The following is a 22,267-nucleotide window of genomic DNA, read 5'->3' as shown; positions in this document are numbered from 1 at the left end:
GCGTTCACTATTGGTGAAACAGTTCTTTCACACCTCTCCGAAGCCCTCCTGGACCTGCTTGCGGACGAAGTCCACGGCACGCGTCGCGTCCGGCCCCGCGGCCTCGACGACGAGCGTCGCCCCCTGTCCCGCGCCTAGCGCCATGAGCGCCATGACGGACTGGGCATCCACCCCGTTCACCGTCACCTCGACGTCGAAGGACGAGAGGCGCCCCGCGAGCACCGCGGCGGGCCGGGCGTGGAGGCCCATCGGGTTCACGAGGGTGAGCATCGCCTGCTCGGTGGGCCGGTCCGGGCCCGCCAGGCGGGCCAGCTCCCCCGCGTAGGCGAGGTCATCCGACTCGCCGAAGTCACGGGGCGCGCCGTGGCCGGGGCCGTCCTCGTCCCGCACCCCGGCGACGGCCTCCTCGGCAGCCCGGACGACGGCGTCGACCCCTGCCCCCGCGTGCGCCGCCACGGCTGCCGCCACCGCGCCCTCCACGAGTGCCGCATCCGCAATCCGCACCCGGTCGCGCTGCTCGTCGTCGAGGAACTCGAGCACGGACTCGGCCGTCATGACCGCCGAGCCGAGATCCGCCAGCACCACGACACCCTCCCCCGTGTCTGCCGCAGCGACGCCCGTGAGGACCTTCTCGAACGAGGTGCCCACCCCGCCGTCGTCCGTCCCTCCCGCCGCAACGAGCGGGACCGAGGCCGCCATCTGGCGGGCCACCTCCACCACGCCCTCGGCGAGGCGTTCGCTGTGGGAGACGATCAGCAGGCCGACCGGGCTCACGCCCCGGCCTCCGGCGCGGCACCCGATCCTGGGCTGCCGGCTCCGGGGCTGCCAAATCCGGCGCTGCCAGATCCGGGGCTGCCGGCGCGGCCCGTGCCGATCTCGCTCATGGCCGCGGTCACGGCGGCGCGGAGCAGGAGCGCGCTCGAGACCGCCCCCGGGTCGAGGTGGCCGGCGCTGCGCTGGCCGAGGTAGCTCGCGCGGCCCTTGCGCGCCACGAGCGGCTTCGTGGCCTGGGCCCCGGCCTCGGCGGCATCGGCGGCGGCACCCAGGGCGGCCTGCCCGTCCGAGGCGCGCGTGGCCGCCTCCACCGCGGGCGTCCACGCGTCCACCATCGTCTTGTCCCCGGGCTCGGCCTTGCCACGGGCAACGATCCCGTCCCGCGCTGCCATGAGTATCGCCGCGACGGCGGGCCCATCGAGGTGCTCGGCCTGCCCGGCCGCGGTCGAGGCCCGCAGGAACGCCGTGCCGTAGAGCGGGCCGGCGGCACCGCCGACCTTGCTCATGAGCATCATCGCCGCCATCTTCAGCGCCGCCGCGACGGAGGCCGGCGTCTCCTCGTCGAGCTTCGCCGCGATCGCCGCGAAGCCCCGGTCCATGTTCTCGCCGTGGTCGCCGTCGCCGATCGCGCGGTCGAGGTCGATGAGCTCCTCCCGGTGGTCTGCGATCACCCGGGCGCCCTCGCGCAGCCAGCGGACCGCCCAGGCCGCGTCGAGCGCCGTCATCACACCCCCCATCGCAGCGCTGCCGTGTGGACGGGGGCGTCCCAGAGCCCGGTCATCTCGTCGTCCAGCCGCAGCACCGTGACCGAGGCCCCCTGCATCTCGAGCGACGTCACGTAGTTGCCCACGAGGCTGCGCACCACCGCGACCCCGCGGTCCGCGAGGAGCTGGGCGGCGCGCCGGTACACGACGTACAGCTCTGAGAGCGGCGTGCCGCCCATCCCGTTGACGAGGAGGAGCACCTGCTCCCCTCCGGCCAGCCCGAGATCATCCGCCACGGGACCGAGGAGGTGCTCCGTGAGCGCGTCCGCGGGCTCGAGCCCCACGCGCTGACGGCCCGGCTCGCCGTGGATCCCGATCCCGATCTCGATCTCGTCGTCCGCGAGCTCGAAGCTCGGCTTCCCGGCATGGGGGACCGTGCACGCCGTGAGCGCGAGGCCCATCGAGCGCACGTTCTGCGCGACCCTCTCGCCGATCGCCGCGACCGCGTCGAGGGAGTCGCCGCGCTCGGCCGCGGCGCCGGCGATCTTCTCGACCAGGACCGTGCCTGCCACGCCGCGCCGGCCGGCCGTGTACAGGGAGTCCTCGACCGCGACGTCGTCGTTGACGAGCACCGTGCGCACCTCGATCCCCTCGGCCGCGCACATCTCGGCCGCGGTCTCGAAGTTGAGCACGTCCCCCGTGTAGTTCTTCACGATATGGACGACGCCGACGCCTCCGTCCGCGGCCTGTGTCGCCGGGATGATCGCGTCCGGTGTGGGCGAGGTGAAGACTGCCCCGGGGACCGCGGCGTCCAGCATCCCGAGGCCAACGTAGCCGGCGTGGAGCGGCTCGTGTCCGCTGCCGCCGCCCGAGACGAGGCCTACCTTCCCCGGAACCGCGCCGCCCGCGCGGGAGACGTACAGGGGATCCGGGTGGACGCTCACCAGGCCGGGATGTGCCATCCCGAAGCCCTCGACCGATTCGTCCACGACCGCCCGCGGGTCATTGATGAGCTTCTTCACTAGCGCTCCTCAGTCCTCGCCCTGCTCCTCGGTGGCCTGCTGCCCGCCGGCCTGCTCGTCGCCGGCCCGCTGCCCGCCGGCCTGCTCAGGGTCGCGCCCCTCGGCAGCAAGCTCGTCCGCATCGGCACGGTTCCCGAACTCGGACTGGGGGTCCTCGCCGCCCATCTCCTGTTCCGGCGTGGGCTCGCCGTAGCCGCCTCCGCCGAGCGATCCGCGGCCTCCGCCCTCGGCGACGCTCCCTGCGCTCTCGGTGTTCTCGGTGCTCTCGGTGTTCTCCGGGGTTTCGCTGCTCATGGCTTCCCTTCCTCGAGACGGCGGCGGTGGCTTCGCGGCACCGGGCCCCGGGCCCCAGAACGGGCCCAGTGCTTCCGACCTTAGGCCGGTGGGGGCGCAACCCGCCAGCCCCTTGCCATCGTGGTCCCTGCCCCCTTGCCCGCTCCAGCACAGCAGAAGGCGGCCCTCACCCGAGAAGGTAGGGGCCGCCGTCGTGCGCGCTGAACCGGCTAGGCGCCGAGCTCCTTGCCGCCGCCCTTGGACAGGGAGACGACCTCGGGGACCTTGGGGCGCGGGGTCCCGGTGAACGTGAACGTCGCGTCGTCGCCCTCGCCCTCCACGTCGACCACCACGATGTCCCCGGCGGAGAGGTCGCCGAAGAGGATCTTCTCGGAGAGCTGGTCCTCGATCTGGGACTGGATGGTGCGGCGCAGCGGCCGGGCGCCCATCGCCGGGTCGTAGCCGCGCGTCGCGAGGAGCACCTTGGCCGCGGGCGTGAGCTCGATGCCCATGTCCTTGTCCTTGAGGCGCTGCTCGAGGCGGGCCACGAACAGGTCCACGATCTCGATGATCTCGTCCTGGGTCAGCTGCGGGAACACCACCACGTCATCCACGCGGTTGAGGAACTCGGGGCGGAAGTGCTGCTTGAGCTCCTCCGTCACGCGCGCCTTCATCCGCTCGTACCCGGTCTTGGTGTCCGTGCCGGACTGGAAGCCCGTCATGACGCCCTTGGAGATGTCCCGGGTGCCGAGGTTCGTGGTCATGATGATCACGGTGTTCTTGAAGTCCACCACGCGGCCCTGGGAGTCCGTGAGGCGGCCGTCCTCGAGGATCTGCAGGAGCGAGTTGAAGAGGTCCGCGTGGGCCTTCTCAACCTCGTCGAACAGCACCACAGAGAACGGGCGGCGGCGGACCTTCTCGGTGAGCTGGCCGCCCTCCTCGTAGCCCACGTAGCCCGGAGGGGCACCGAAGAGCCGCGAGACCGTGTGCTTCTCGGAGAACTCGGACATGTCCAGCGTGATGAGCGCGTCCTCCTCGCCGAAGAGGAACTCCGCGAGCGCCTTGGCGAGCTCGGTCTTGCCCACGCCGGTGGGGCCGGCGAAGATGAACGACCCGCCCGGGCGCTTGGGGTCCTTGAGGCCCGCGCGCGTGCGGCGGATGGAGCGGGAGAGCGCCTTGATGGCGTCGTCCTGGCCCACCACGCGCTTGTGCAGCTCGTCCTCCATGTGGAGCAGGCGGCTGGACTCCTCCTCGGTGAGCTTGAACACCGGGATGCCGGTCGAGTTCGCGAGCACCTCGGCGATCAGGTCCTCGTCCACCTCGGCGATGCCGTCCATGTCGCCGGCCTTCCAGGCCCGCTCGCGCTCGGCACGCTCGGTGATGAGCCTCTGCTCCTTGTCCCGCAGGGCGGCGGCACCCTCGAAGTCCTGCGCGTCGATCGCGGACTCCTTCTCGAGCTTGAGGCTCGCGATGCGCTCGTCCAGCTCCTTGAGCTCCGGCGGGGCCGTCATGCGGCGGATGCGCAGGCGCGCGCCCGCCTCGTCGATGAGGTCGATCGCCTTGTCCGGCAGGAAGCGGTCCGAGATGTACCGCTCGGCCAGATTCGCGGCCGCGGCCAGTGCCGCGTCCGTGATGGTCACCCGGTGGTGCGCCTCGTAGCGGTCGCGCAGGCCCTTGAGGATCTCGATGGCGAGGGCCACCGAGGGCTCGGAGACCTGGATCGGCTGGAAGCGGCGCTCGAGGGCCGCGTCCTTCTCGATGTGCTTGCGGTACTCGTCCAGGGTGGTCGCGCCGATCGTCTGGAGCTCGCCGCGGGCGAGCATCGGCTTGAGGATGCTCGCCGCGTCGATCGCGCCCTCGGCGGCACCGGCACCGACGAGGGTGTGGATCTCGTCGATGAACAGGATGATGTCCCCGCGGGTGCGGATCTCCTTGAGCACCTTCTTGAGGCGCTCCTCGAAGTCGCCGCGGTAGCGGGAGCCGGCCACGAGGGAGCCGAGGTCCAGCGTGTAGAGCTGCTTGTCCTTGATGGTCTCCGGCACGTCGCCGCGCACAATGGCCTGGGCCAGGCCCTCGACGACGGCGGTCTTGCCCACGCCGGGCTCGCCGATGAGGACGGGGTTGTTCTTGGTGCGGCGCGAGAGGACCTGCATGACGCGTTCCATCTCGTGCTCGCGCCCGATCACCGGGTCCAGCTTGTTCTCGCGCGCGGCCTGCGTCAGATTGCGGCCGAACTGGTCCAGCACCACCGAGCCGGCAGGGGTGCCCTCAGGCTGGCCAGCGCCGGAGCCCGCCGACGCCGTCTCCTTGCCCTGGTAGCCGGAGAGCAGCTGGATGACCTGCTGGCGGACGCGGTTGAGGTCGGCGCCGAGCTTGACGAGCACCTGCGCGGCAACGCCCTCGCCCTCGCGGATTAGGCCCAGGAGGATGTGCTCGGTGCCGATGTAGTTGTGGCCGAGCTGGAGCGCCTCGCGCAGGGACAGCTCGAGGACCTTCTTGGCACGCGGCGTGAAGGGGATGTGGCCGGACGGCGCCTGCTGGCCCTGCCCGATGATCTCCTGGACCTGCTCGCGGACACCGTCGAGCGAGATGCTCAGGGATTCGAGTGCCTTGGCCGCAACCCCTTCACCCTCGTGGATGAGGCCCAGGAGGATGTGCTCGGTACCGATGTAGTTGTGGTTGAGCATGCGGGCCTCTTCCTGGGCCAGCACGACCACGCGGCGGGCGCGGTCTGTGAATCTCTCGAACATTGCTCGAACTCCCCGGTTTAGCTTGGGTGCGGTTATGCGTAGTTCGATGCTACGTGCCGGGTGCCCCGGGCAAGAGGGCTGTTCGCCACAGGGTGAACCGGCGCCACAGTGCTGGGAGGGCTGGGAGGGCTGGGAGGGCTGGGAGGCACGACGACGGCGCGCCGCACCTCCCGCCGTCGTGCGCCACGCGCAACTGCCGCGCACGCGCGCGGTGGACGCCGGGCAGGCGAGGCCGCGCCCCCGCCGCACCTGCCCCGGATACAGGAAATCCCGGTGCTGCGCACCGGGATTTCCTGAGCCGGACTCGCCCCCATGGAAGCCCGGCAGACAATTTCAGCGGCAGATCAGCCGTTGGCCTTGTGGTAGGCCTCCTGGATCTCTGCCTGGATACGGCCACGCGCATTCACGCTGTAGCCATTGTCACGGGCCCACTGGCGGATCTTCGCCGAGTCCGAATTGCGCGCGGAGGAACCTCCACGAGCCTTCGGCGCCGCACCTGTCCGGGCGGACGCCTTGCGGCCTGCAGCGACGTACTCCGCAAGCGATTCGCGGAGCTTCGCGGCGTTTGCCGCAGAAAGGTCGATCTCGTAGGAGGCTCCGTCGAGCCCGAAGCGGACGGTCTCTTCGGCAGAACCGCCGTCGATGTCGTCCACGAGAATGATCTTGACCTTCTGTGCCATTAAGTGGGCTCTCTTCCTGTCAGTGCTGGGGGTTGGCATTCAACAGTTCAGGCAATCAGCACCCGGGTCGCAAACGTCCCGGCTGCCGAGCACTCTCAGTATGTATCCCAGAATGAGCACGCGTCAAAGAAGTTGACCCGCCTGTGGAAAATGCCACAGGAAATGGCATCAATTTGCGGGTGTACCGGATTCCCCGCCGGCCTGTTCACCCCGCCGGTGCTCCTTGCCGGCGCCCTGCTCTTCCTCGGCCTTGGCGAGAGCTTCCCTCTCGGATTTGTCCGCATTGAAGATTGCGCGCATGGCGAACCAGAAAATTCCGCCCACCACGAGGGACGGGAGCAGGACGAGCACGTATTCCATCAGTGGGCCTCTGGCTTGAGCAGCGGGAAGAGGATGGTCTCCCGGATGCCCGCCTGGGTGAAGAGCATCACGAGGCGGTCGATCCCGAGGCCGATCCCGCCCATGGGCGGAGCGCCGTACTCGAGCGCGCGGAGGAAGTCCTCGTCGAGGGCCATCGCCTCGTCGTCGCCCTCCGCGGCGAGGCGCGACTGCTCAGTGAGCCGCTCGCGCTGGATCACCGGGTCGATGAGCTCGGAGAACGCCGTGCCGCGCTCCATGCCGCCGATGATGAGGTCCCAGGCCTCGATGAGGCGCGGGTTCTCACGGTGCGGGCGGGCCAGCGGCTGGGCCGAGGGCGGGTAGTCGTAGACGAACGTCGGGTTGATCAGGGTCGGCTCGACGATCTCGCCGAAGAGCTCGACCACGGCCTTCTCCTGTGTCCACAGGGCATCGGTCTTGACCCCGTGCGCGTCGCCGATCTCGAGAAGGCGCTCGAGCGGGGTGTCCGGGGTGATCTCCTCGCCCACGGCCTCGGAGAGGCCCGGGTAGACGCCGACCCACTTCCACTCCCCGTCGAGGTCGATCGTGCCGGCCTCGGTCTCGATCCGGCGCGTCCCCACGACGTCGGCGACGGCCAGGATGATCTCCTTCATGCGCTCGGCCATCGTGAACTGGTCCGCGTACGCCTCGTAGCACTCGAGCGTGGTGAACTCGGGGCTGTGGGTCGAGTCCACGCCCTCGTTGCGGAACACGCGCCCGATCTCGTACACGCGCTCGATCCCGCCGACCACGGCGCGCTTGAGGTAGAGCTCGGTCGCGATGCGCAGCGTCATCGGCTGGTCGAACGCGTTGAGATGCGTCGAGAACGGCCGCGCCGTGGCGCCGCCGTGGATGAGGTTGAGCATGGGCGTCTCGACCTCGACGTAGCCGTGCGAGTCGAGCGTGTCCCGGATGCTCTTGGTGATCCTGGAGCGCGTGTAGACCATGGCGCGCGCCTCGTCCCGGACCATGAGGTCCACGTAGCGCTGGCGCACGCGGGTCTCCTCGTTGAGCTCGGCGTGCAGCGTGGGCATGGGGCGCAGGGCCTTCGAGGCCATCTGCCAGGCGTCCGCCATGACCGAGAGCTCTCCGCGCCGGGAGGAGATGACCTCGCCGGAGATGAACACGTGGTCGCCGAGGTCCACGAGGGACTTCCAGTCGGCAAGGCGCTGCTCGCCCACGTTCGCGAGGCTCAGCATGGCCTGCAGGCGCGTGCCGTCGCCCTCCTGCAGGGTCGCGAAGCAGAGCTTGCCCGTGTTCCGGACGAACACGACACGGCCGACGACGCCGACCTTCGCCCCCGTGGCCGTGTCCGGCTCGAGTTCGGGGTACTGCGCGCGGACCTCCGCGAGGGAATGCGTGCGCGGGAGCGTGACCGGGTACGGCTGCTCGCCGTTGGCCAGGAGCTTCTCGCGCTTGTCCCGGCGGATGTGCATCTGCTCGCTGGCATCGGCGGGCTCGAGGGCAGCGGCGGGCTCGATGGCGGCGGGGCGGTTCTCAGCGGGCGCGTTCTGTGCGGTCACGGTAGACAATTCTAGTTCCCTCCGGAACAGGAGCCTGCGGCCCCCCATTGCGCGCCGATCTTGGCTAGGCTCGGTCCATGCCCGCCACCCAGCTCTCCGCCTCGACCGTGACCACCCCCGACGGCGCCGTCCTCGAGCTCTTCACCGCCCCCGACGGCACGTCATCAGGCAGCGCATCGTCTGGAAGCACGTCTGCCGGCAGCGCCGCGGCGACCAGCGACGCAGGCGAGGGGACCCTGCGTGGAGGGGTCGTCGTCGTCCACGGATCCATGGTGACCGCGGACCTCTACAAGGACTTCGCGCTCCGGCTCGCCGACGCGCTCCACGGGCCCGTGCACGTGTACAACCGGCGCGGGCGCGGCGGGTCTTCGCCGCAGCCGGAGGACTACTCGCTCGCCACCGAGGTCGCGGACCTGGGCGCCGTGCTCGCGCACACGGGCACCGAGGCCGTGTTCGGGCACAACTACGGCGGGTGCATCGCGCTGCACGCTGGGCGCGAGCTCGAGATCGGGCGCCTCGCGGTGTACGACCCGATCATCTCGTTCGAGGGCAGCATCAAGGCCGAATGGATGGGCGAGTTCGAGCAGGCCCTTGCGGCCAAGGACGAGGACAGGGCCCTCGCCGTCCTGCTGCGCGGCCTCCAGACCGCCGGGCCCATTTCCAAGCTCCCGCTGCCGGTGCTCACCGTGCTGAACCGGATCGGCTCCCGCACCCCGCTCGGCAAGGAGCTCTCCCGCCTCCTGCCCACCGGTCCGGCCGAGATCCGGGCCGTGGTCGCCGCGGACGCCCAGGCGAAGGGCTTCGACGAACTGCCGCTCGAGACGCTCTTCCTCGTCGGCGGCGCGAGCCCCGAATACTTCGCCGAGGCCGCGAAGAAGCTCGACGGCGTGCTGCCGGCCTCCGACTTCGACGTCCTCGCCAGGCTCGCGCACGACGCCCCGACCCGCCCCGCGAAGGCGCTCATCGACCGGCTCGGGGAGTTCTTCGCAAGCTGACCCCGCCCGAGATGTTTCGGGTACACATAAACCGGCCATCTGGGCGCTTCAGGTACACATCAGGGCGCGATTTCGCCCTTACGGGTACACAACAGACCTCATTTCCCCGTGCCGTGCACACATAAAGCGGCATTTCGGCGTATCGCGCAGACAGGGTCCACGTCGGCGTATCGGCAAGACGAGAGGGCGATTCCGATTTCTCGCGTATCCCGGCCTTCTCGGGAGACGTCGGAACCCTCAGCCTGTTTCAGGTACAGAAGGGCGCTTCGGGACGTGTTCTGGGTACGCAAGCGCGCACGCTGTGCGCTTTTCCGGGCGCATCGGCGCGCTTCGCAGGAATGTTTCAGGTAGATCGGAGCGGATCCAAAGGTGTTTCGGGTTCGGCGGGAAGTCTGCGGCTCTTTTCCTGGACCACTCGGACAGCGCCTGTTGCGCCTTCGGCGCTTTCGCTCCACTGGCCGCGGAACACCCTTCTGCGGACGAGAGGCGACGGGACATGCTGCGGCGGAGGCCGGCGTCGCGCGCAGGGACCGGAAAAAACGAACGCAACGGAAAACGTACCCGAAACATCGGAATGACGCGGGATGTGTCCGAAAAGCCGGAATGGCCCGTCGCTGTGTACCCGGAACGCCGAAATGGCACCTTGATGTGTACCCGAGACGGGGGCGGTGGTCAGAGGGCCCGCAGCGGCATATTGTCGATGAGGCGCACCGGGCCGACTTGGGCCGCGACGATCGCAAGCGCCTCGCCCGTGAACGGCGTCTCGCGGCAGTTGACGGCGAGCGGCTCGAGCGTGCCGGGGTCCACCACCTCGAAGTAGTCCAGCTCGACGCCTGGCTGCGAGCGGATGAGGGCGACGGCGTCGTCCGGATTGAGCGGCTCGCGGGCCCGCGCGCGGGACTCGACGAGGCGCAGGGCGCGCGAGAGTACGAGCGCCGCCTCGCGGTCCTGCTCCGAGAGGAACTGGTTGCGGCTCGAGAGGGCGAGACCATCCTCGGCGCGCACGATCGGCACCGGGACGATCTCGACCGGGAAGTCGAGGTCCCTGACCATGCGCTGCACGATCGCGACCTGCTGCGCGTCCTTCTGCCCGAAGTACGCCCGGTACGCCGTCGAGCCCCCGGCCGCGGGACCCGGCATGGCCAGATGGAACAGCTTGGCCACGACCGTGCACACGCCGTCGAAGTGGCCCGGCCGCGACGCGCCCTCCCACTTCGACGCGAGCGGGCCCGCCGTGACACGGACGAGAGGCTCACCGCCCGGGTACATCTCCTCGAGCCCGGGTGCGAACGCGATGTCCACGCCGGCCTCCTCGAGCAGCGCGACGTCCGCCTCCAGCGTCCGGGGGTAGCGTTCGAGGTCCACGGGGTCGCCGAACTGGAGCGGGTTTACGAAGATCGACGCGACGACGACGTCGTTCCCCGCGACCGCCGCCTCGGCGAGCCGGCGGTGCCCGTCATGGAGGGCGCCCATCGTCGGCACGAGCCCGAGGGACGGGGCGGCGGTACGGTGCATCGTCAGGTGCTCGGCGTCCACGACGGCGATGGGCCGCGCCATCTCAGCGAGCCGGCTCGCGATTGCGGACCGCAGCGCCGCGCGAGTGCGGACGACGGTGATGGGCATCAGGCTTCCTCTCCCTCTGCGTCTCCGGGCCCGGTGCGGCCCGGTTCCAGTGCGGCTTCGAGACGTGCCCGGACGTCCGGTCCGAAAAGGCCTCGGCGCTCGGCGCGGACCGCCGTGGCGCGGGCCATGGCCCGGTACGCCGCGAGGATGTCCGCGGCACCGCCTTCGCCGGCGCTGTCCTCCGCGAGCTCGGCTAGGGCCCCGGCGTGGGCCGAGACCGTGCCGACGTCGCCGCGGGCCACCGGCCCGGTGAGTGCGGACTCGCCCGCGGACAGGGCGTTCTCGAGCGACGCCCGCAGCAGCGGCCCGAGCACGGCCGCAGGGTTCTCGATCCCGATCCGCCCCAGCACCTCGGCCGCCTGGGCGGCGATCGTGACAAGGTGGTTGGATCCGTGCGCGAGCGCCGCGTGGTACGCCACCCGGTCCCCTTCGGCCACCGCGACAGGCTCCCCGCCCATCTCGACCACGAGCGCCTGCGCGATCGGCAGCATCGCCGGGTCCGCGGTCACCCCGAAGCAGCAGTCCGCGAGCCGCGTGAGGTCCAGGCTCAGGCCCGTGAACGTCATGGCCGGGTGGATCGCAAGCGGTATGGCGCCGGCCGCGCGGACCGGTGCGAGGACCCCGACGCCGTACCGCCCCGATGTGTGGGCCACAAGCTGCCCCGGCTGCCACGCCCCGAGCTTCGCGAGCCCCTCGACGAGCGGACCCAGCGCATCGTCTGGCACAGCCAGCAGGACGAGTTCGCTCCGCTCGATGATCTCCGGGACGTCCAGGACCGGCACGCCGGGCAGCAGCAGCTCGGCCCGCTCGCGGCTCGCCTCGGAGACGGCGGAGACGCCCACGATCGCGTGCTCGGCCGCCCGCAGCGCTGCGCCCAGCACGGCACCGACCTTCCCTGCACCGATCACCCCGATCCCGAGCCGTCCGGGCCGGCGGGGTGTGCGGGGTTCCTCGGTCATCGGTTCTCTCCTTCGCGGGTCTCGGGCGGGGCGGGCGGTGCGGACGGTGCGGACGGTGCGGACGGTGCGGGCGGCGCGGACGGTGTGGACAGCGCGGACGACGGCGGTCGCTCCTCTGCGGGCACCGCACGCGGCGATCCTCCCGCACTGGCACGTCCCCGTGCCCGGGCGGCGCGGACTGCCTGCGCGGCGAAGAGGGCCTCGGCGTCGTGCGAGGAAAGGTGGGGCACAGCGGCGGGGAACACGCTCGAGGTCGAATGGAGCTCGACGCTCGCGAGCCCGAGCCGCCGTTCGAGGGGGCCCTGCGTGAGCGCGATCGACTGGGTGCGCTCGTGCGGGACGATGACGAGCGCGCGCGCGAATCGCCCCGTGCGGGCCAGGAGCGCGGTGCGGGTGGCGAGGTAGGCGTTCCGGCGCCACGTGAGCGGGTCCAGCCAGCGCGCAGGCGACGGGGCGTGGAGGAATCCGTGGCCCGTCCCGCTCCCTGTGAGGCCCGCCTCGAACACAGCGCGGGCCGGAGCGGCGGCAGAAGTCTCGGGCCCCGCACCCGGGGCGGCAGCACCCGGGTCGGGCAGGCCGGGATCCGGGAGGATCGCCCCGAGCAGCCGGAAGACGTCCTCGACCGTACCGACCGGCAGCACGAGGGACTTACCCCGTTCCTCCTCCGAGGCCCTCCCGTAGCCGGCCACGTTGACCTTCACAGACCACCAGCCGAACGGACGCCACAGGAGCGGCTGCCGGATCCCGATCGCCTGGACCCGCCCCTCCGCGACCGTCTGCGTGCGCGTCTCGAGCAGCCCGTACCGCAGCCGCAGGCCCTGGTCCGTGGCGAGGACGCGGAACCGCCATGAACGGTTGATCCGCCCCCACACGGACGCCGCGAACGCGAGCAGCATCGGGATGAGTGCGACTGCGAGGACCCGCGCACCGGAGGCAGCGTCGAAGATGCCGGCCGCCACGAGGGCCAGGACCATGCCGACGAACTCGGGCGAGAGGGCAGCCGCCGCGAGCACGCGGCCCAAGGGCACGGCGGCGAGGAGCGTCTCGTGCGGTGGGGGCGCTGCGGGGAGCGCAGGGCCCGGAGCGAGGGGCGCAGGGGCCAGCGCGGGGGGCGCGCCGGGCGGAACGGAGGGGGCTGATGCGTGCTCGCGCGCGCGGGCAGCCGCGGCGGCGGCCATGACCTTGGCACGCAGCTCGTGGGCCTCGGCGAGCGGCAGGAACGCGAGCCGCAGCGCACTCTCCCCCGCGTCCGCGACCTCGAAGCGCAGCTCCGCGAGCCCGAAGACCCTCGCGAGCAGCGGCTGGACGACGTCCACGGCCTGCACCCTGTCGATCCGCGCCTCTCGGTGCTGGCGGAACAGGATCCCGGTCCGCAGCCGCACGGTCTTCTCCCCGAACTGGTACCGCGTGCTCCACCACGAGAGCGCGAACCCCGCGATGATGAGCGCGATCACCGCCGCGCCGCCCACCGTGAGCGCTGGGAGCGGGACGTCGCTCCACCAGCCCTCCATCGGCCGGCCCGTCAGGACCGCCTCGAACCAGTCCCGGCCCACGCCGATGAACAGCGCGAGCAGCAGGATCCAGCCCCGCACCCATGGCGAGAGCGGATGCACCCGCCGCCATCCGGCGTCGTGCGCCGGCGTCCCCGGGGCCGGACCGCGCCAGACCGGACCGCCCGGGCCCCCGCCGCCCGCAGTCCCGCCGTTCGGGCCGCCAGGAAGGGGCGCGCTCACAGCCCCGCCAGCCTCGCCTCGCCGCGGGCCGCGAGCTGCTCGCGCAGGCGCGCCGCCTCGCCGTCGGGCAGGCCGGGGATCCACGCCTGGGTCGCGGCGGCCGCGGTGTGCAGGCGCACGGTCGCGAGGCCGAGCGCGCCCTCGATCGGCCCCACCGAGACGTCCACGTACTGCATGCGCCCGTACGGCACCGCGACCACGCGCCGGAACAGGAGGCCGGAGCGGATGAGGAGGTCGTCGTCGCGCTCGGCGTACCCCATGGCGCGCACGCGGCGCGGCGTGAGCGCGAGGCCGGTCAGGTTCAGCGCGGCCACCGCCGCGGGAAGCACGACGACGGCCCACACCGGCGGCTCGAAGAGGCCCAGGGCGCGCGCGGCGAGGGGCAGGCACGCGACGGCCGTCCACACGAGCGTGCGGATGGCGCCTCCAATCAGGCGCAGTGTCAGGTACCGGGGCGAGAGCGCGCGCCACTGCACGCCCTCGGGGTCCACGGCGCGGCTCGTGCGAGGACTGCCGGTCCTGCCGGCGGGGCCGGTCCTGCGGCGGGCAGGGCCGGAAGCCTCAGGCAAGGCCGCCCTCCGCGTCCGGCGCGCGGCCGGGCCGTCGGCGCATCCCGGGCGAGTCCTCGCCGTCGTCGCCCTCCTCCGGGGGGATGCGGCAGAAGCGCTCGACGATGAAGCCGATGGTCACCATGGCCACTCCGCCCGCCATCATGCCGAGGGCCTGCAGCACCACGGGATTGCCGGCGCGGGTGGCGAGGAGCGCCACCTGGTCCGCGATCACCCCGGCGTGCCAGCCCAGGAGCAGCGCGCCCGCGTAGGTGCATGCGTGGGCGAGCACGAGGGTCCGCGCGGCGAAGATCGGGTCCAGCATGTGCTTGCGCTTGCCGTTGCGCCAGCGCAGAACGCGGATGCCGAGGACGAGCGTCAGAAGGGAGATCGCCGCGATCGAGGCGAACGCGCTCTGCGGCAGCACGGGGGTGGGTGCGGACGCCCGCTGCGCGGCCAGGTTCCCGGCCAGCCCCACGAGTCCGGCCAGGAGCACCACGAGTCCCACGGCCCACGGCCTGAGCGGCTTCACGGCTGCCCCACCTGCCCTGTCTGGCCTGTCCGGTCCCTCGTGGCCACGACGCTCACAGCTGGGGCTCCTGGTCCGTGAGCATGTCGAAGTCCTCGATCCACTCCGCGTCGGCGCAGTCTTCGAGCAGCTCCACCAGCGGGTGGCCGTCGAGGACCGCGAGGGGCTCGATCACGAGCCACGGGAACAGCACGAACGCGCGCTCCGCGGCCCGCGGATGCGGGATGGTCAGCTCCGGGTCGTCGAGCCGCGCGTCCCCGTAGGTGATGATGTCGATGTCCAGCGTGCGCGGGCCCCATCGGACCTCGCGCGTGCGGTGGTGCCGGGCCTCGATGTCGTGGCAGTGCTCGAGGAGCTCGTACGGGCCCAGGGTCGTCTCGACGATCATGACCATGTTGAGGAAGTCCGGCTGCCCGGGCGGGCCGCCCACGGGCTTGGTGCGGATCACCGGGGAGACGTCCACGAGCCGCACGTCCGGCCGGTCCACGATCTCCGCGGTGGCATCCGCGAGCGTCTCGGCCCGCTCGCCGAGGTTGCTGCCGAGGGCCAGGACGCAGCGCACCCAGTCATGACGCACGCCGCCCATCTCAGCCCTCCCGCTCGCGGAACACCGTCACGGAGACGTCGGCGAACGGCACCCGGATCGGCGCCTCGGGCTTGTGGACCGTGATTTCCACGGCGTCCACGGGGAACTCGGCCAGCACGGCGCGTGCCAGCGAGACGGCGAGGGTCTCGATGAGGTCCACCGGTTCTCCGGCGATGATCGCGGCGATCCGCTCCGCCACCTCGGCGTAGCTCACCGTCCGCGCGAGGTCGTCGGTGCCCGCCGCAGCATCGAAGTCAAGGTGCAGGACGGCGTCGACCGTGAACGGCTGGCCGTTGCGCCTCTCCTCTTCGAGCACACCGTGGTGCCCGACGGCGCGCACGCCCGTGAGCGTGATGACGTCGCCGCGGGCTCGGGGTGCTCGGGTGCCCATCGTCCCCCGCCTATGCCTTCGCCGCGCCAGCAGCGCGGGCGGCGACCTTGACGGCGTCCAGGTTCGCCCCGACGTCGTGCACGCGCACGCCCCACGCGCCGGCGGCGACGGAGAGCATGGTGACGGCGACTGTCGCGGCGTCGCGGGCCTGGGGCGGGGCGGCCTTGCCGCCGGAGGTGAGGAGCTCGCCGAGGAAGCGCTTGCGGGAGGCGCCCACGAGGACGGGATGGCCGTGGCCCATGAACGCGCCCAGGCCGGCGAGGAGCTCCCAGTTCTGCTCGGCCGTCTTGGCGAAGCCGAGGCCCGGGTCGAGGATGATCCTCTCGTCCGGCACCCCGGCAGCCCGGAAGCGGTCCCGGACCGAGAGCGTCTCGGCGAGCACGTCCTGGACCACGCTCGTGTACTCGGTGAGCCCGCCCATGGCCTTCGAGTCGCCGCGGTTGTGCATGACGATGTAGTACGCGCCCGCCTCGGCGACCGCGCGGGCCATCTCGTCGGTGGCGAGCAGGCCCGAGACGTCGTTGACGATGCTCGCGCCCGCTGCGATGGCGGCCCGGGCGGTCGAGGCGCGGCGGGTGTCCACCGAGACGAGCGCGCCGGCCTTGGCGAGGGCCTCGACGACGGGCAGGACCCGGCGCTGCTCCTCGTCCTCCGGGACCGGCTCCGAGCCCGGGCGGGTCGACTCCCCGCCCACGTCGATGATGTCCGCGCCCGCGTAGAACATGCGCAGGCCGGCGGCGATAGCGGTGTCCGCGGTGGCGTTCTGGCCCCCGTCGCTGAAGGAGTCCGGGGTGACGTTGAGGATCCCCATGACGACCGCACGGTCCGACGGGAGGCCTTCGAAGGTCGCACGCGGCCGCGGCTTGCGCAGGACCGGGAGGGGCGAGGTGTTGGGTCCGGTTCCGGGGGCTGCTGCTAGGGAGTCCATCATCTGCTGGTCACCTTCCGAGAATGAGGCTCATGGCTTCGGCGCGGGTCGCCGGATCGTGGAGCTGGCCGCGGACGGCGCTCGTGACGGTGTGCGCGCCCGGCTTGCGGACGCCGCGCATGGACATGCACATGTGCTCGCACGAGATGACCACGATCACGCCCCGGGGCCTGAGGTGCTTGACGAGGGCGTCGGCCACCTGGCTGGTCAGGCGCTCCTGGACCTGCGGCCGCCGCGCGTAGATGTCCACGAGCCGCGCGAGCTTGCTCAGGCCGGTCACCCGACCATCGTGCGAGGGGATGTACCCCACGTGGGCCACGCCGTGGAACGGAACGAGGTGGTGCTCGCACGTCGAGTAGAACGGGATGTCCTTGACGAGGACGAGTTCCTCGTGGTCCATGTCGAACGTGATGCCCAGGACCTCCTCGGGGTTCTCGTGGAGGCCCGCGAAGGTCTCGGCGTAGGCCCGGGCCACGCGCTGGGGCGTCTCCACGAGACCGCTGCGGTCAGGGTCCTCCCCCACGGCGAGGAGGATCTCCCGAACGGCCGCCTCGATGCGCGGCAGATCGACAGCGGCAGCCCCCGGGGGCAGCCCGAAAACATCGTCGTCGTCAAGATGGGTCACGGATCGATCCTAGCGGTGACGGCGCGGGCGGCCCGATTCGGGGCCGTCACACACCTTCGGAGCCGGGCGTGAAGTCCTGCTCGCCGTGCGGGTGATGGGCCGTGCCGACGTCGAGCGGCTCCTCGTGGCGCGCCTTGGACGCCTCCGCCTGAGCCTCGCGCGCCTTGCGCTCCGCCTCGGTCTCAACCGGCGGGATGTCCTGGACGGGCCGTGACTCCTTGGACAGCCACACCTCGCGGAAGTCCCGCCGGCGCACGTCGGCGAAGATCTCCGAGATCTCCTTCTGGTTGAGCGTCTCCCGCTCGAGCAGCGCCGAGGCGAGCCGGTCGAGGACGTCCCGGTTCTCGGTGAGGATCTCGTAGGCCTCGTCGTGCGCCTGGTCCATGAGGCGGCGCACCTCCTCGTCCACGATGTACGCGACCTGGTCGGAGAAGTTGCGCTCGTGGGCCGCGTCCCGGCCCAGGAACGGCTCGCCGCCGCCCTGGCCGAGCTTGACCGCGCCCACGCGCTCGCTCATGCCGTACTGGGTGACCATCTTGCGCGCCGTCGAGGTCGCCTTCTCGATGTCGTTCGAGGCTCCCGTGGAGGGGTCGTGGAACACGATCTCCTCGGCCACGCGGCCGCCCATCGCGTATGCGAGCTGGTCGAGCAGCTCGTTGCGGGTCACGGAGTACTTGTCCTCCTCGGGGACCACCATCGTGTACCCGAGCGCGCGGCCGCGGGGCAGGATCGTGACCTTCGTGACCGGGGCGGAGTTCCGCAGGGCCGCCGCGACAAGCGCGTGGCCGCCCTCGTGGTACGCGGTGATCTTGCGCTCGAGGTCCTTCATGACGCGGGAGCGCTTCTGCGGGCCGGCCATGACCCGGTCGATCGCCTCGTCGAGTGCCCTGTCGTCGATGAGCTGGGCGTTGGAGCGGGCCGTGAGGAGTGCCGCCTCGTTGAGCACGTTCGCGAGGTCCGCGCCCGTGTACCCCGGGGTCTTCTTGGCCACGGCCTTGAGGTCCACGTTGCCGGCCATGGGCTTGCCCTTGGCGTGGACGGAGAGGATCTGCTCGCGGCCCACGAGATCCGGCGCCTCGACCGGGATCTGGCGGTCGAACCGGCCGGGGCGCAGGAGCGCCGGGTCGAGGACGTCGGGCCGGTTCGTCGCGGCGATGAGGATGACGTTCGTCTTGGGGTCGAACCCGTCCATCTCGACGAGGAGCTGGTTGAGGGTCTGCTCGCGCTCGTCGTTGCCGCCGCCGATCCCGGCACCACGGTGCCGGCCCACGGCGTCGATCTCGTCGACGAACACGATCGCCGGGGAGTTGGCCTTGGCCTGTTCGAAGAGGTCGCGGACGCGCGAGGCGCCTACACCCACGAACATCTCAACGAAGTCGGAGCCGGAGATCGAGAAGAACGGGACGCCCGCCTCGCCGGCCACCGCACGGGCCAGGAGCGTCTTTCCGGTGCCGGGGGGGCCGTAGAGGAGGACGCCCTTGGGGATCTTGGCGCCCACGGCCTGGAACTTGCCCGGCTCCTGGAGGAACTCCTTGATCTCGTGGAGCTCCTCGACCGCCTCGTCGGCGCCGGCCACGTCCGCGAACGTCACCTGCGGCATGTCCTTGGTGATCATCTTGGCCCGGGACTTGCCGAACTTCATGACCTGGCTGCCGCCGCCCTGCATGCGCGAGAGGAGGAACCAGAAGACGAGGCCGAGGAGGAGCACGGGGATGAGGAGCGAGAAGATCGAGCCGAGCCAGTTGTTCTCCACCGGCTGGTCCGTGTAGCCCTTGGCGAGGTTGGCCTGGTCCACCGCCTCGATCACGTCGTCGCCGCGCGGGGTGACGTAGTAGAACTGGACGTTCTTGCCCTTGTTGTCGCCGTCGACGACGTAGTCCTCCTTGAGGACCAGGTCGACGCGCTCCTCGCCGTTGAAGATCTTCGCCTGCTCGGCCTTGCCGTCCTTGAGGAGCTCGAGCCCCACCGACGTGTCCACGCGCGCGCTGCCGCCCGGTGCCAGCGTCCCGAAGGCCAGCAGGAGCAGGACGATCACAACGGCAATCCAGATCCCTGGACCCTTGACGAAGCTCTTGACTTTCATGAACTCGGGGCCGGGCCCCGTCCCTTCTCTCATGCGTGGTGTGGCCCATGCGCGAGGGCCTCCGCCCTCACAGCATGACACCGTTCCCAGCGATCACGCATGGCCGGGCGGAAAAGTTCCCAGGGGGCCGGGCAGGACCCGGACCTACTCGTAGACGTGCGGTGCGAGCGTGCCCACGAAGTCGAGGTTCCGGTACTTCTCGGCGTAGTCGAGGCCGTACCCGACCACGAACTCGTTGGGGATGTCGAAGCCCACGTACTTGACATCGATCTGGACCTTGGCCGCGGTGGGCTTGCGGAACGCGGTGCAGATCTCCACGGACGCCGTGCCGCGGGACTCGAGGTTGGTCTTGAGCCACGAGAGCGTCAGGCCCGAGTCGATGATGTCCTCGACGATGAGGACGTGCTTGCCCATGAGGTCCGTGTCGAGGTCCTTGAGGATGCGCACTACTCCCGAGGACTGGGTCCCCGAGCCGTACGAGGACACGGCCATCCAGTCCATCGTGACGTGGGAGTGCAGCGCGCGGGCGAGGTCCGCCATGACCATGACCGCGCCCTTGAGGACGCCGACGATCAGCAGGTCGCGCCCCTCGTAGTCCCGGTCGATCTGCGCCGCGAGCTCCGCGATGCGGTTCTGGATCTCTTCCTTGCTGTAGAGGACGTGCTTGAGGTCTGCCTGGACGTCGGTCGATTCCACCTGCGGCTCCTGTGGTCTGCGAGCTATGAGGTCTGGGGCCGCTGGGTCAGCGGTGCGATACCAAGACTAGCGCCCCGTAGGGGGTCCCGGGCGGGGCGCCCTTCCGGCGCGGCTGCCGGTACGCGCGCACGTGGCCGGGCAGCTCGACCGGACCGGCCGATCCGCGCCGGTCGAGGAGCCCCTCGAGGGCCGCGAGCCTCTCGAAGGTCGGCTGGCCGCCGAGCTCGGTGAGCGCGATCGCCAGGACCCTCCCGCGCAGCGCGGCCGGCAGCGCGCGCAGGCGGTCACCGGGGAGCACGACGGCGCGGCGGGGCGGCTCGGGCGCGCCGGCTGCCCCTGTCTCGGCGTCCCGGGCCCCCATCTCGGCGGTCAGGGCCCCCATCTCGGCGGTCAAGGCCCCCACCTCGGCGGTCAAGGCCCCCACCTCGGCGGTCAGGGCCCCCATCTCGGCGAGGGAGGCGTAGGCGTCCTGGGCCTCGGCGTCGAGGTGGTCCGCGTCGGCCGCCAGGAGCGCGGCGGTGCGGGCGAGTCCCTCCGCGACTCCCGGCCCGAGCTCCGCCTCGAGGAACGGCATCACCCCGGTCCGCACGCGCGAGCGCATGAACCGCGGGTCCTCGTTCGTCGGGTCGTGCCACGGCGCGAGGCCCTCGGCAGCGCACACCTCGAGCGTGTCCGCGCGGCGCAGGCCCAGGAGCGGCCGCACCCACAGCCCGCGGACCCGCCGCATGCCGCCGAGCGAGCGCGGCCCCGAACCCCGCGCGAGGCCGAGGAGCACCTGCTCGGCCTGGTCGTCGAGGGTGTGGCCGAGCAGGACCGCCCCGGCGCCCCACGCGCGCGCCTCCGCCTCGAGCGCCGCGAGCCTGGCCGTGCGGGCCGCCGCTTCCGGCCCCTCCCCTGCGCGCCGCACCTGGACTGCGACCACGCGCACCGGCGCGAGGCCCAGCTCGCCCAGCACGGCCGCCGTCGTGCGCGCCACCTCCGCCGAGCCCTCCTGGAGGCCGTGGTCGACGACGACGGCCCCCGCCTCGAGCGCATGGGCGCCGCCGGCACCCGGGACGCGTCCGCGGCGGGCGAAGTGCGCCACGGCCGCCGCGAGGGCGAGCGAGTCCGGCCCGCCCGAGCAGCCCACGAGCACCCGCCGCGGCCACCCGGCCTCCTCGAGGGCCGCCTTGACCGCGTTGCGCGCCCGGCCCACGGCAGGGTTCAGGCGCCGCCGCGACGGGGACGCCGAGTCGCGGGAGGCCGAGCCGCGGGACGCCGGCGGCCCGTCGGGCTCCTCGGGCCCGGGCGCGTTCACAGCCCCATCCGTGCGGTCCACTGCTCGGGGGCGTGGATCTCCTCCTCGGTGGGGAGGTTCTCCGCCGCCTCCCACACGCGGTTGAAGCCGGCCATGCCCACCTTGTCCACCACGGCCCTCACGAACTTCGCCCCGTCCGTGTACTGGCGCATCTTGGCGTCCAGGCCGAGGACCCTGCGGATGAAGGACTCCACCGGCCCGCGGTTCTCGGACCGGGCGGCGTAGCGCTGGCGGATGGTCTTGACGCTCGGGATGACGGAGGCGTCCACAGCGTCCATCACCACGCTCGCGTGGCCCTCGAGCAGGCTCATGACCGCGGTGATGTGGGAGATCGCGGCCTTCTCGGCCGGGTCCTGGAGGAGGTCGATGATGGCGCCGCGGCTCGGCACCTCGGCCCCGCCCGCCGAGCGGGCGCGCAGGGACTTCGCCACGGCGGCGGCCCGCTCGAGGATCGAGTCCATGTTCCCCACAAGGCTCTCGGAGAGCTCGGAGATGGTGTCCAGGAGGTGGTCGCGCAGCCACGGCGCCGCCGCGAACTGGACCCGGTGGGTCTGCTCGTGCAGGCACACCCAGAGCCGGAACTCCTCCGGCTCCACGCCCAGCTCCCGCTCGATCTGGACGATGTTGGGCGCCACGAGCAGGAGCCGGCCCGCGGGCGGCACGGTGGACCGCGGGGCGAGCGCCGCGTAGGGCTCGTACTGCCCGAGCACCTTGCTCGAGAGGAACGCGAGCACCGCTCCGAGCTGTGCTCCGGTGAGGGCACCGCCCACGCGCGCGGCGGCGGGCGTGAGCTCGCTCGCCTTCGTCTCGACCAGCCGGCGCAGGATCGGGTCCATCATGACCGCGAAGCCCTGCGTGTTCGCGCGCGCCCAGGCGGCCCTGTCCACGATCAGGACCTGCGAGTCCCGCAGGTCCTCCGCGACTGCGAGTTCCGTGATGCGGTGCACGTGCGGGACCGCGGCGTCCGCGAGCCGGCGCAGGCTCGCCACCGCCTCGGCGGCCTCGGCGGGCGTCAGCGGCGGGCCGGGCGGGGAGAGCCTGGCCGCGGTCGTCGCAGCGAGGTCCCAGTTGATGAGTCGGCTGGCCATCTGCGGGGCATCCATGGATCCATCAGACCACACGCCGGCGAGAGCAGTCTGTGCCCGGGGGCGGACGCCCTGGGCCGGTGCG

The 22,267-nt window shown here is 71.7% G+C and carries 21 protein-coding genes and 1 pseudogene; 1 reads left to right on the top strand and 21 read right to left on the bottom strand.

Features of this window, described 5'->3' with window-relative positions; translation table 11 throughout:
• Nucleotides 1–27: 27 nt before the first annotated feature.
• From dhaM to lysS, 8 genes and pseudogenes are all read right to left on the bottom strand, one after another.
• A complete protein-coding gene (gene dhaM / locus ABCQ75_RS04450; protein ID WP_345883338.1) occupies nt 28–774 on the bottom strand; it encodes a dihydroxyacetone kinase phosphoryl donor subunit DhaM in 747 nt (248 codons plus the stop codon).
• Nucleotides 775–884: 110 nt separating this feature from the next.
• Nucleotides 885–1,499, bottom strand: a pseudogene (gene dhaL / locus ABCQ75_RS04445) (dihydroxyacetone kinase subunit DhaL); the annotation flags it as partial.
• Nucleotides 1,499–2,500, bottom strand: coding sequence for a dihydroxyacetone kinase subunit DhaK (gene dhaK, locus ABCQ75_RS04440; protein ID WP_345883336.1), 1,002 nt, complete (start codon nt 2,498–2,500; stop codon nt 1,499–1,501). The gene dhaK and the pseudogene dhaL, both read right to left, overlap by 1 nt.
• 9 nt (nt 2,501–2,509) lie before the next feature.
• Entirely contained in the window at nt 2,510–2,794 is a 285-nt protein-coding gene (locus tag ABCQ75_RS04435) for a hypothetical protein (RefSeq protein WP_345883335.1), read from the bottom strand.
• A gap of 209 nt (nt 2,795–3,003) precedes the next feature.
• Complete coding sequence (locus ABCQ75_RS04430) at nt 3,004–5,523, bottom strand: ATP-dependent Clp protease ATP-binding subunit (RefSeq protein ID WP_345883333.1); 2,520 nt, start codon at nt 5,521–5,523, stop codon at nt 3,004–3,006.
• 344 nt (nt 5,524–5,867) lie between these two features.
• The gene (locus ABCQ75_RS04425; RefSeq protein WP_345883331.1) at nt 5,868–6,203 is read right to left on the bottom strand and encodes a histone-like nucleoid-structuring protein Lsr2; all 336 of its coding nucleotides are present in this window, start codon (nt 6,201–6,203) and stop codon (nt 5,868–5,870) included.
• A gap of 168 nt (nt 6,204–6,371) precedes the next feature.
• Nucleotides 6,372–6,563, bottom strand: a complete 192-nt coding sequence (locus ABCQ75_RS04420) for a hypothetical protein (protein WP_345883330.1) — start codon at nt 6,561–6,563, stop codon at nt 6,372–6,374.
• Nucleotides 6,563–8,104 carry a lysine--tRNA ligase gene (gene lysS, locus ABCQ75_RS04415; protein ID WP_427916038.1) on the bottom strand — a complete coding sequence of 514 codons (1,542 nt, stop codon included), beginning with the start codon at nt 8,102–8,104 and terminating at the stop codon, nt 6,563–6,565. Before lysS ends, ABCQ75_RS04420 begins: the two co-directional genes overlap by 1 nt.
• Nucleotides 8,105–8,181: 77 nt before the next feature.
• Between lysS and ABCQ75_RS04410 the strand changes: the two genes are divergently transcribed.
• Nucleotides 8,182–9,099: an alpha/beta fold hydrolase gene (locus ABCQ75_RS04410; RefSeq protein WP_345883328.1), complete on the top strand. Its 918-nt coding sequence runs from the start codon at nt 8,182–8,184 to the stop codon at nt 9,097–9,099.
• 672 nt (nt 9,100–9,771) lie between these two features.
• On the opposite strand, the gene panC is transcribed toward ABCQ75_RS04410, so the two are convergent.
• From panC to ABCQ75_RS04345, 13 genes are all read right to left on the bottom strand, one after another.
• Nucleotides 9,772–10,614 carry a pantoate--beta-alanine ligase gene (panC, locus tag ABCQ75_RS04405; protein ID WP_427916048.1) on the bottom strand — a complete coding sequence of 281 codons (843 nt, stop codon included), beginning with the start codon at nt 10,612–10,614 and terminating at the stop codon, nt 9,772–9,774.
• Between the two features lie 107 nt (nt 10,615–10,721).
• Nucleotides 10,722–11,681 (bottom strand): Rossmann-like and DUF2520 domain-containing protein, encoded by a 960-nt coding sequence (locus tag ABCQ75_RS04400; protein ID WP_345883323.1) that lies wholly within the window; start codon nt 11,679–11,681, stop codon nt 10,722–10,724.
• Nucleotides 11,678–13,414 (bottom strand): PH domain-containing protein, encoded by a 1,737-nt coding sequence (locus ABCQ75_RS04395; protein WP_345883321.1) that lies wholly within the window; start codon nt 13,412–13,414, stop codon nt 11,678–11,680. The genes ABCQ75_RS04400 and ABCQ75_RS04395 overlap by 4 nt, the downstream gene beginning before the upstream one ends.
• On the bottom strand, nt 13,411–13,905 hold the full coding sequence (locus ABCQ75_RS04390) for a PH domain-containing protein (RefSeq protein ID WP_345883753.1): 495 nt from the start codon (nt 13,903–13,905) through the stop codon (nt 13,411–13,413). The genes ABCQ75_RS04395 and ABCQ75_RS04390 overlap by 4 nt, the downstream gene beginning before the upstream one ends.
• Before the next feature lie 70 nt (nt 13,906–13,975).
• Nucleotides 13,976–14,494, bottom strand: a complete 519-nt coding sequence (locus ABCQ75_RS04385; protein ID WP_345883319.1) for a DUF3180 domain-containing protein — start codon at nt 14,492–14,494, stop codon at nt 13,976–13,978.
• 52 nt (nt 14,495–14,546) lie between these two features.
• Nucleotides 14,547–15,077, bottom strand: a complete 531-nt coding sequence (gene folK, locus ABCQ75_RS04380) for a 2-amino-4-hydroxy-6-hydroxymethyldihydropteridine diphosphokinase (protein WP_427916037.1) — start codon at nt 15,075–15,077, stop codon at nt 14,547–14,549.
• Nucleotide 15,078: 1 nt separating this feature from the next.
• The gene (gene folB, locus ABCQ75_RS04375) at nt 15,079–15,468 is read right to left on the bottom strand and encodes a dihydroneopterin aldolase (RefSeq protein ID WP_345883317.1); all 390 of its coding nucleotides are present in this window, start codon (nt 15,466–15,468) and stop codon (nt 15,079–15,081) included.
• 10 nt (nt 15,469–15,478) lie between these two features.
• A complete protein-coding gene (folP, locus tag ABCQ75_RS04370) occupies nt 15,479–16,396 on the bottom strand; it encodes a dihydropteroate synthase (RefSeq protein ID WP_345883749.1) in 918 nt (305 codons plus the stop codon).
• A gap of 10 nt (nt 16,397–16,406) precedes the next feature.
• A complete protein-coding gene (gene folE / locus ABCQ75_RS04365) occupies nt 16,407–17,021 on the bottom strand; it encodes a GTP cyclohydrolase I FolE (RefSeq protein WP_345883316.1) in 615 nt (204 codons plus the stop codon).
• A 46-nt stretch (nt 17,022–17,067) separates the two neighbouring features.
• Nucleotides 17,068–19,104, bottom strand: coding sequence for an ATP-dependent zinc metalloprotease FtsH (gene ftsH, locus ABCQ75_RS04360; RefSeq protein WP_345883747.1), 2,037 nt, complete (start codon nt 19,102–19,104; stop codon nt 17,068–17,070).
• A 144-nt stretch (nt 19,105–19,248) separates the two neighbouring features.
• Nucleotides 19,249–19,800 carry a hypoxanthine phosphoribosyltransferase gene (hpt, locus tag ABCQ75_RS04355; protein ID WP_345883315.1) on the bottom strand — a complete coding sequence of 184 codons (552 nt, stop codon included), beginning with the start codon at nt 19,798–19,800 and terminating at the stop codon, nt 19,249–19,251.
• Nucleotides 19,801–19,846: 46 nt separating this feature from the next.
• Nucleotides 19,847–21,007, bottom strand: a complete 1,161-nt coding sequence (gene tilS, locus ABCQ75_RS04350; RefSeq protein WP_427916047.1) for a tRNA lysidine(34) synthetase TilS — start codon at nt 21,005–21,007, stop codon at nt 19,847–19,849.
• A gap of 86 nt (nt 21,008–21,093) precedes the next feature.
• Complete coding sequence (locus ABCQ75_RS04345) at nt 21,094–22,200, bottom strand: zinc-dependent metalloprotease (protein ID WP_345883314.1); 1,107 nt, start codon at nt 22,198–22,200, stop codon at nt 21,094–21,096.
• Between the last annotated feature and the right edge of the window lie 67 nt (nt 22,201–22,267).

Origin of the sequence: Sinomonas halotolerans, from assembly GCF_039615075.1 — a bacterium.
Taxonomy (GTDB): domain Bacteria; phylum Actinomycetota; class Actinomycetes; order Actinomycetales; family Micrococcaceae; genus Sinomonas; species Sinomonas halotolerans.
The sequence above is the reverse complement of the archived record's forward strand: the minus strand, read 5'-3'. Positions and strand labels throughout refer to the sequence as shown.

Excerpts from the sequence above, each read along its gene's own strand:
- ABCQ75_RS04435 (WP_345883335.1), bottom strand. The coding sequence starts at position 2,794 with ATGAGCAGCGAAACCCCGGAGAACACCGAGAGCACCGAGAACACCGAG.
- ABCQ75_RS04400 (WP_345883323.1), bottom strand. The coding sequence starts at position 11,681 with ATGACCGAGGAACCCCGCACACCCCGCCGGCCCGGACGGCTCGGGATC.
- ABCQ75_RS04410 (WP_345883328.1), top strand. The coding sequence starts at position 8,182 with ATGCCCGCCACCCAGCTCTCCGCCTCGACCGTGACCACCCCCGACGGC.
- ABCQ75_RS04425 (WP_345883331.1), bottom strand. The coding sequence starts at position 6,203 with ATGGCACAGAAGGTCAAGATCATTCTCGTGGACGACATCGACGGCGGT.
- ABCQ75_RS04345 (WP_345883314.1), bottom strand. The coding sequence starts at position 22,200 with ATGGATGCCCCGCAGATGGCCAGCCGACTCATCAACTGGGACCTCGCT.
- ABCQ75_RS04420 (WP_345883330.1), bottom strand. The coding sequence starts at position 6,563 with ATGGAATACGTGCTCGTCCTGCTCCCGTCCCTCGTGGTGGGCGGAATT.
- folK (WP_427916037.1), bottom strand. The coding sequence starts at position 15,077 with ATGGGCGGCGTGCGTCATGACTGGGTGCGCTGCGTCCTGGCCCTCGGC.
- ftsH (WP_345883747.1), bottom strand. The coding sequence starts at position 19,104 with ATGAAAGTCAAGAGCTTCGTCAAGGGTCCAGGGATCTGGATTGCCGTT.
- ABCQ75_RS04430 (WP_345883333.1), bottom strand. The coding sequence starts at position 5,523 with ATGTTCGAGAGATTCACAGACCGCGCCCGCCGCGTGGTCGTGCTGGCC.
- folB (WP_345883317.1), bottom strand. The coding sequence starts at position 15,468 with ATGGGCACCCGAGCACCCCGAGCCCGCGGCGACGTCATCACGCTCACG.
- folP (WP_345883749.1), bottom strand. The coding sequence starts at position 16,396 with ATGGACTCCCTAGCAGCAGCCCCCGGAACCGGACCCAACACCTCGCCC.
- panC (WP_427916048.1), bottom strand. The coding sequence starts at position 10,614 with ATGCACCGTACCGCCGCCCCGTCCCTCGGGCTCGTGCCGACGATGGGC.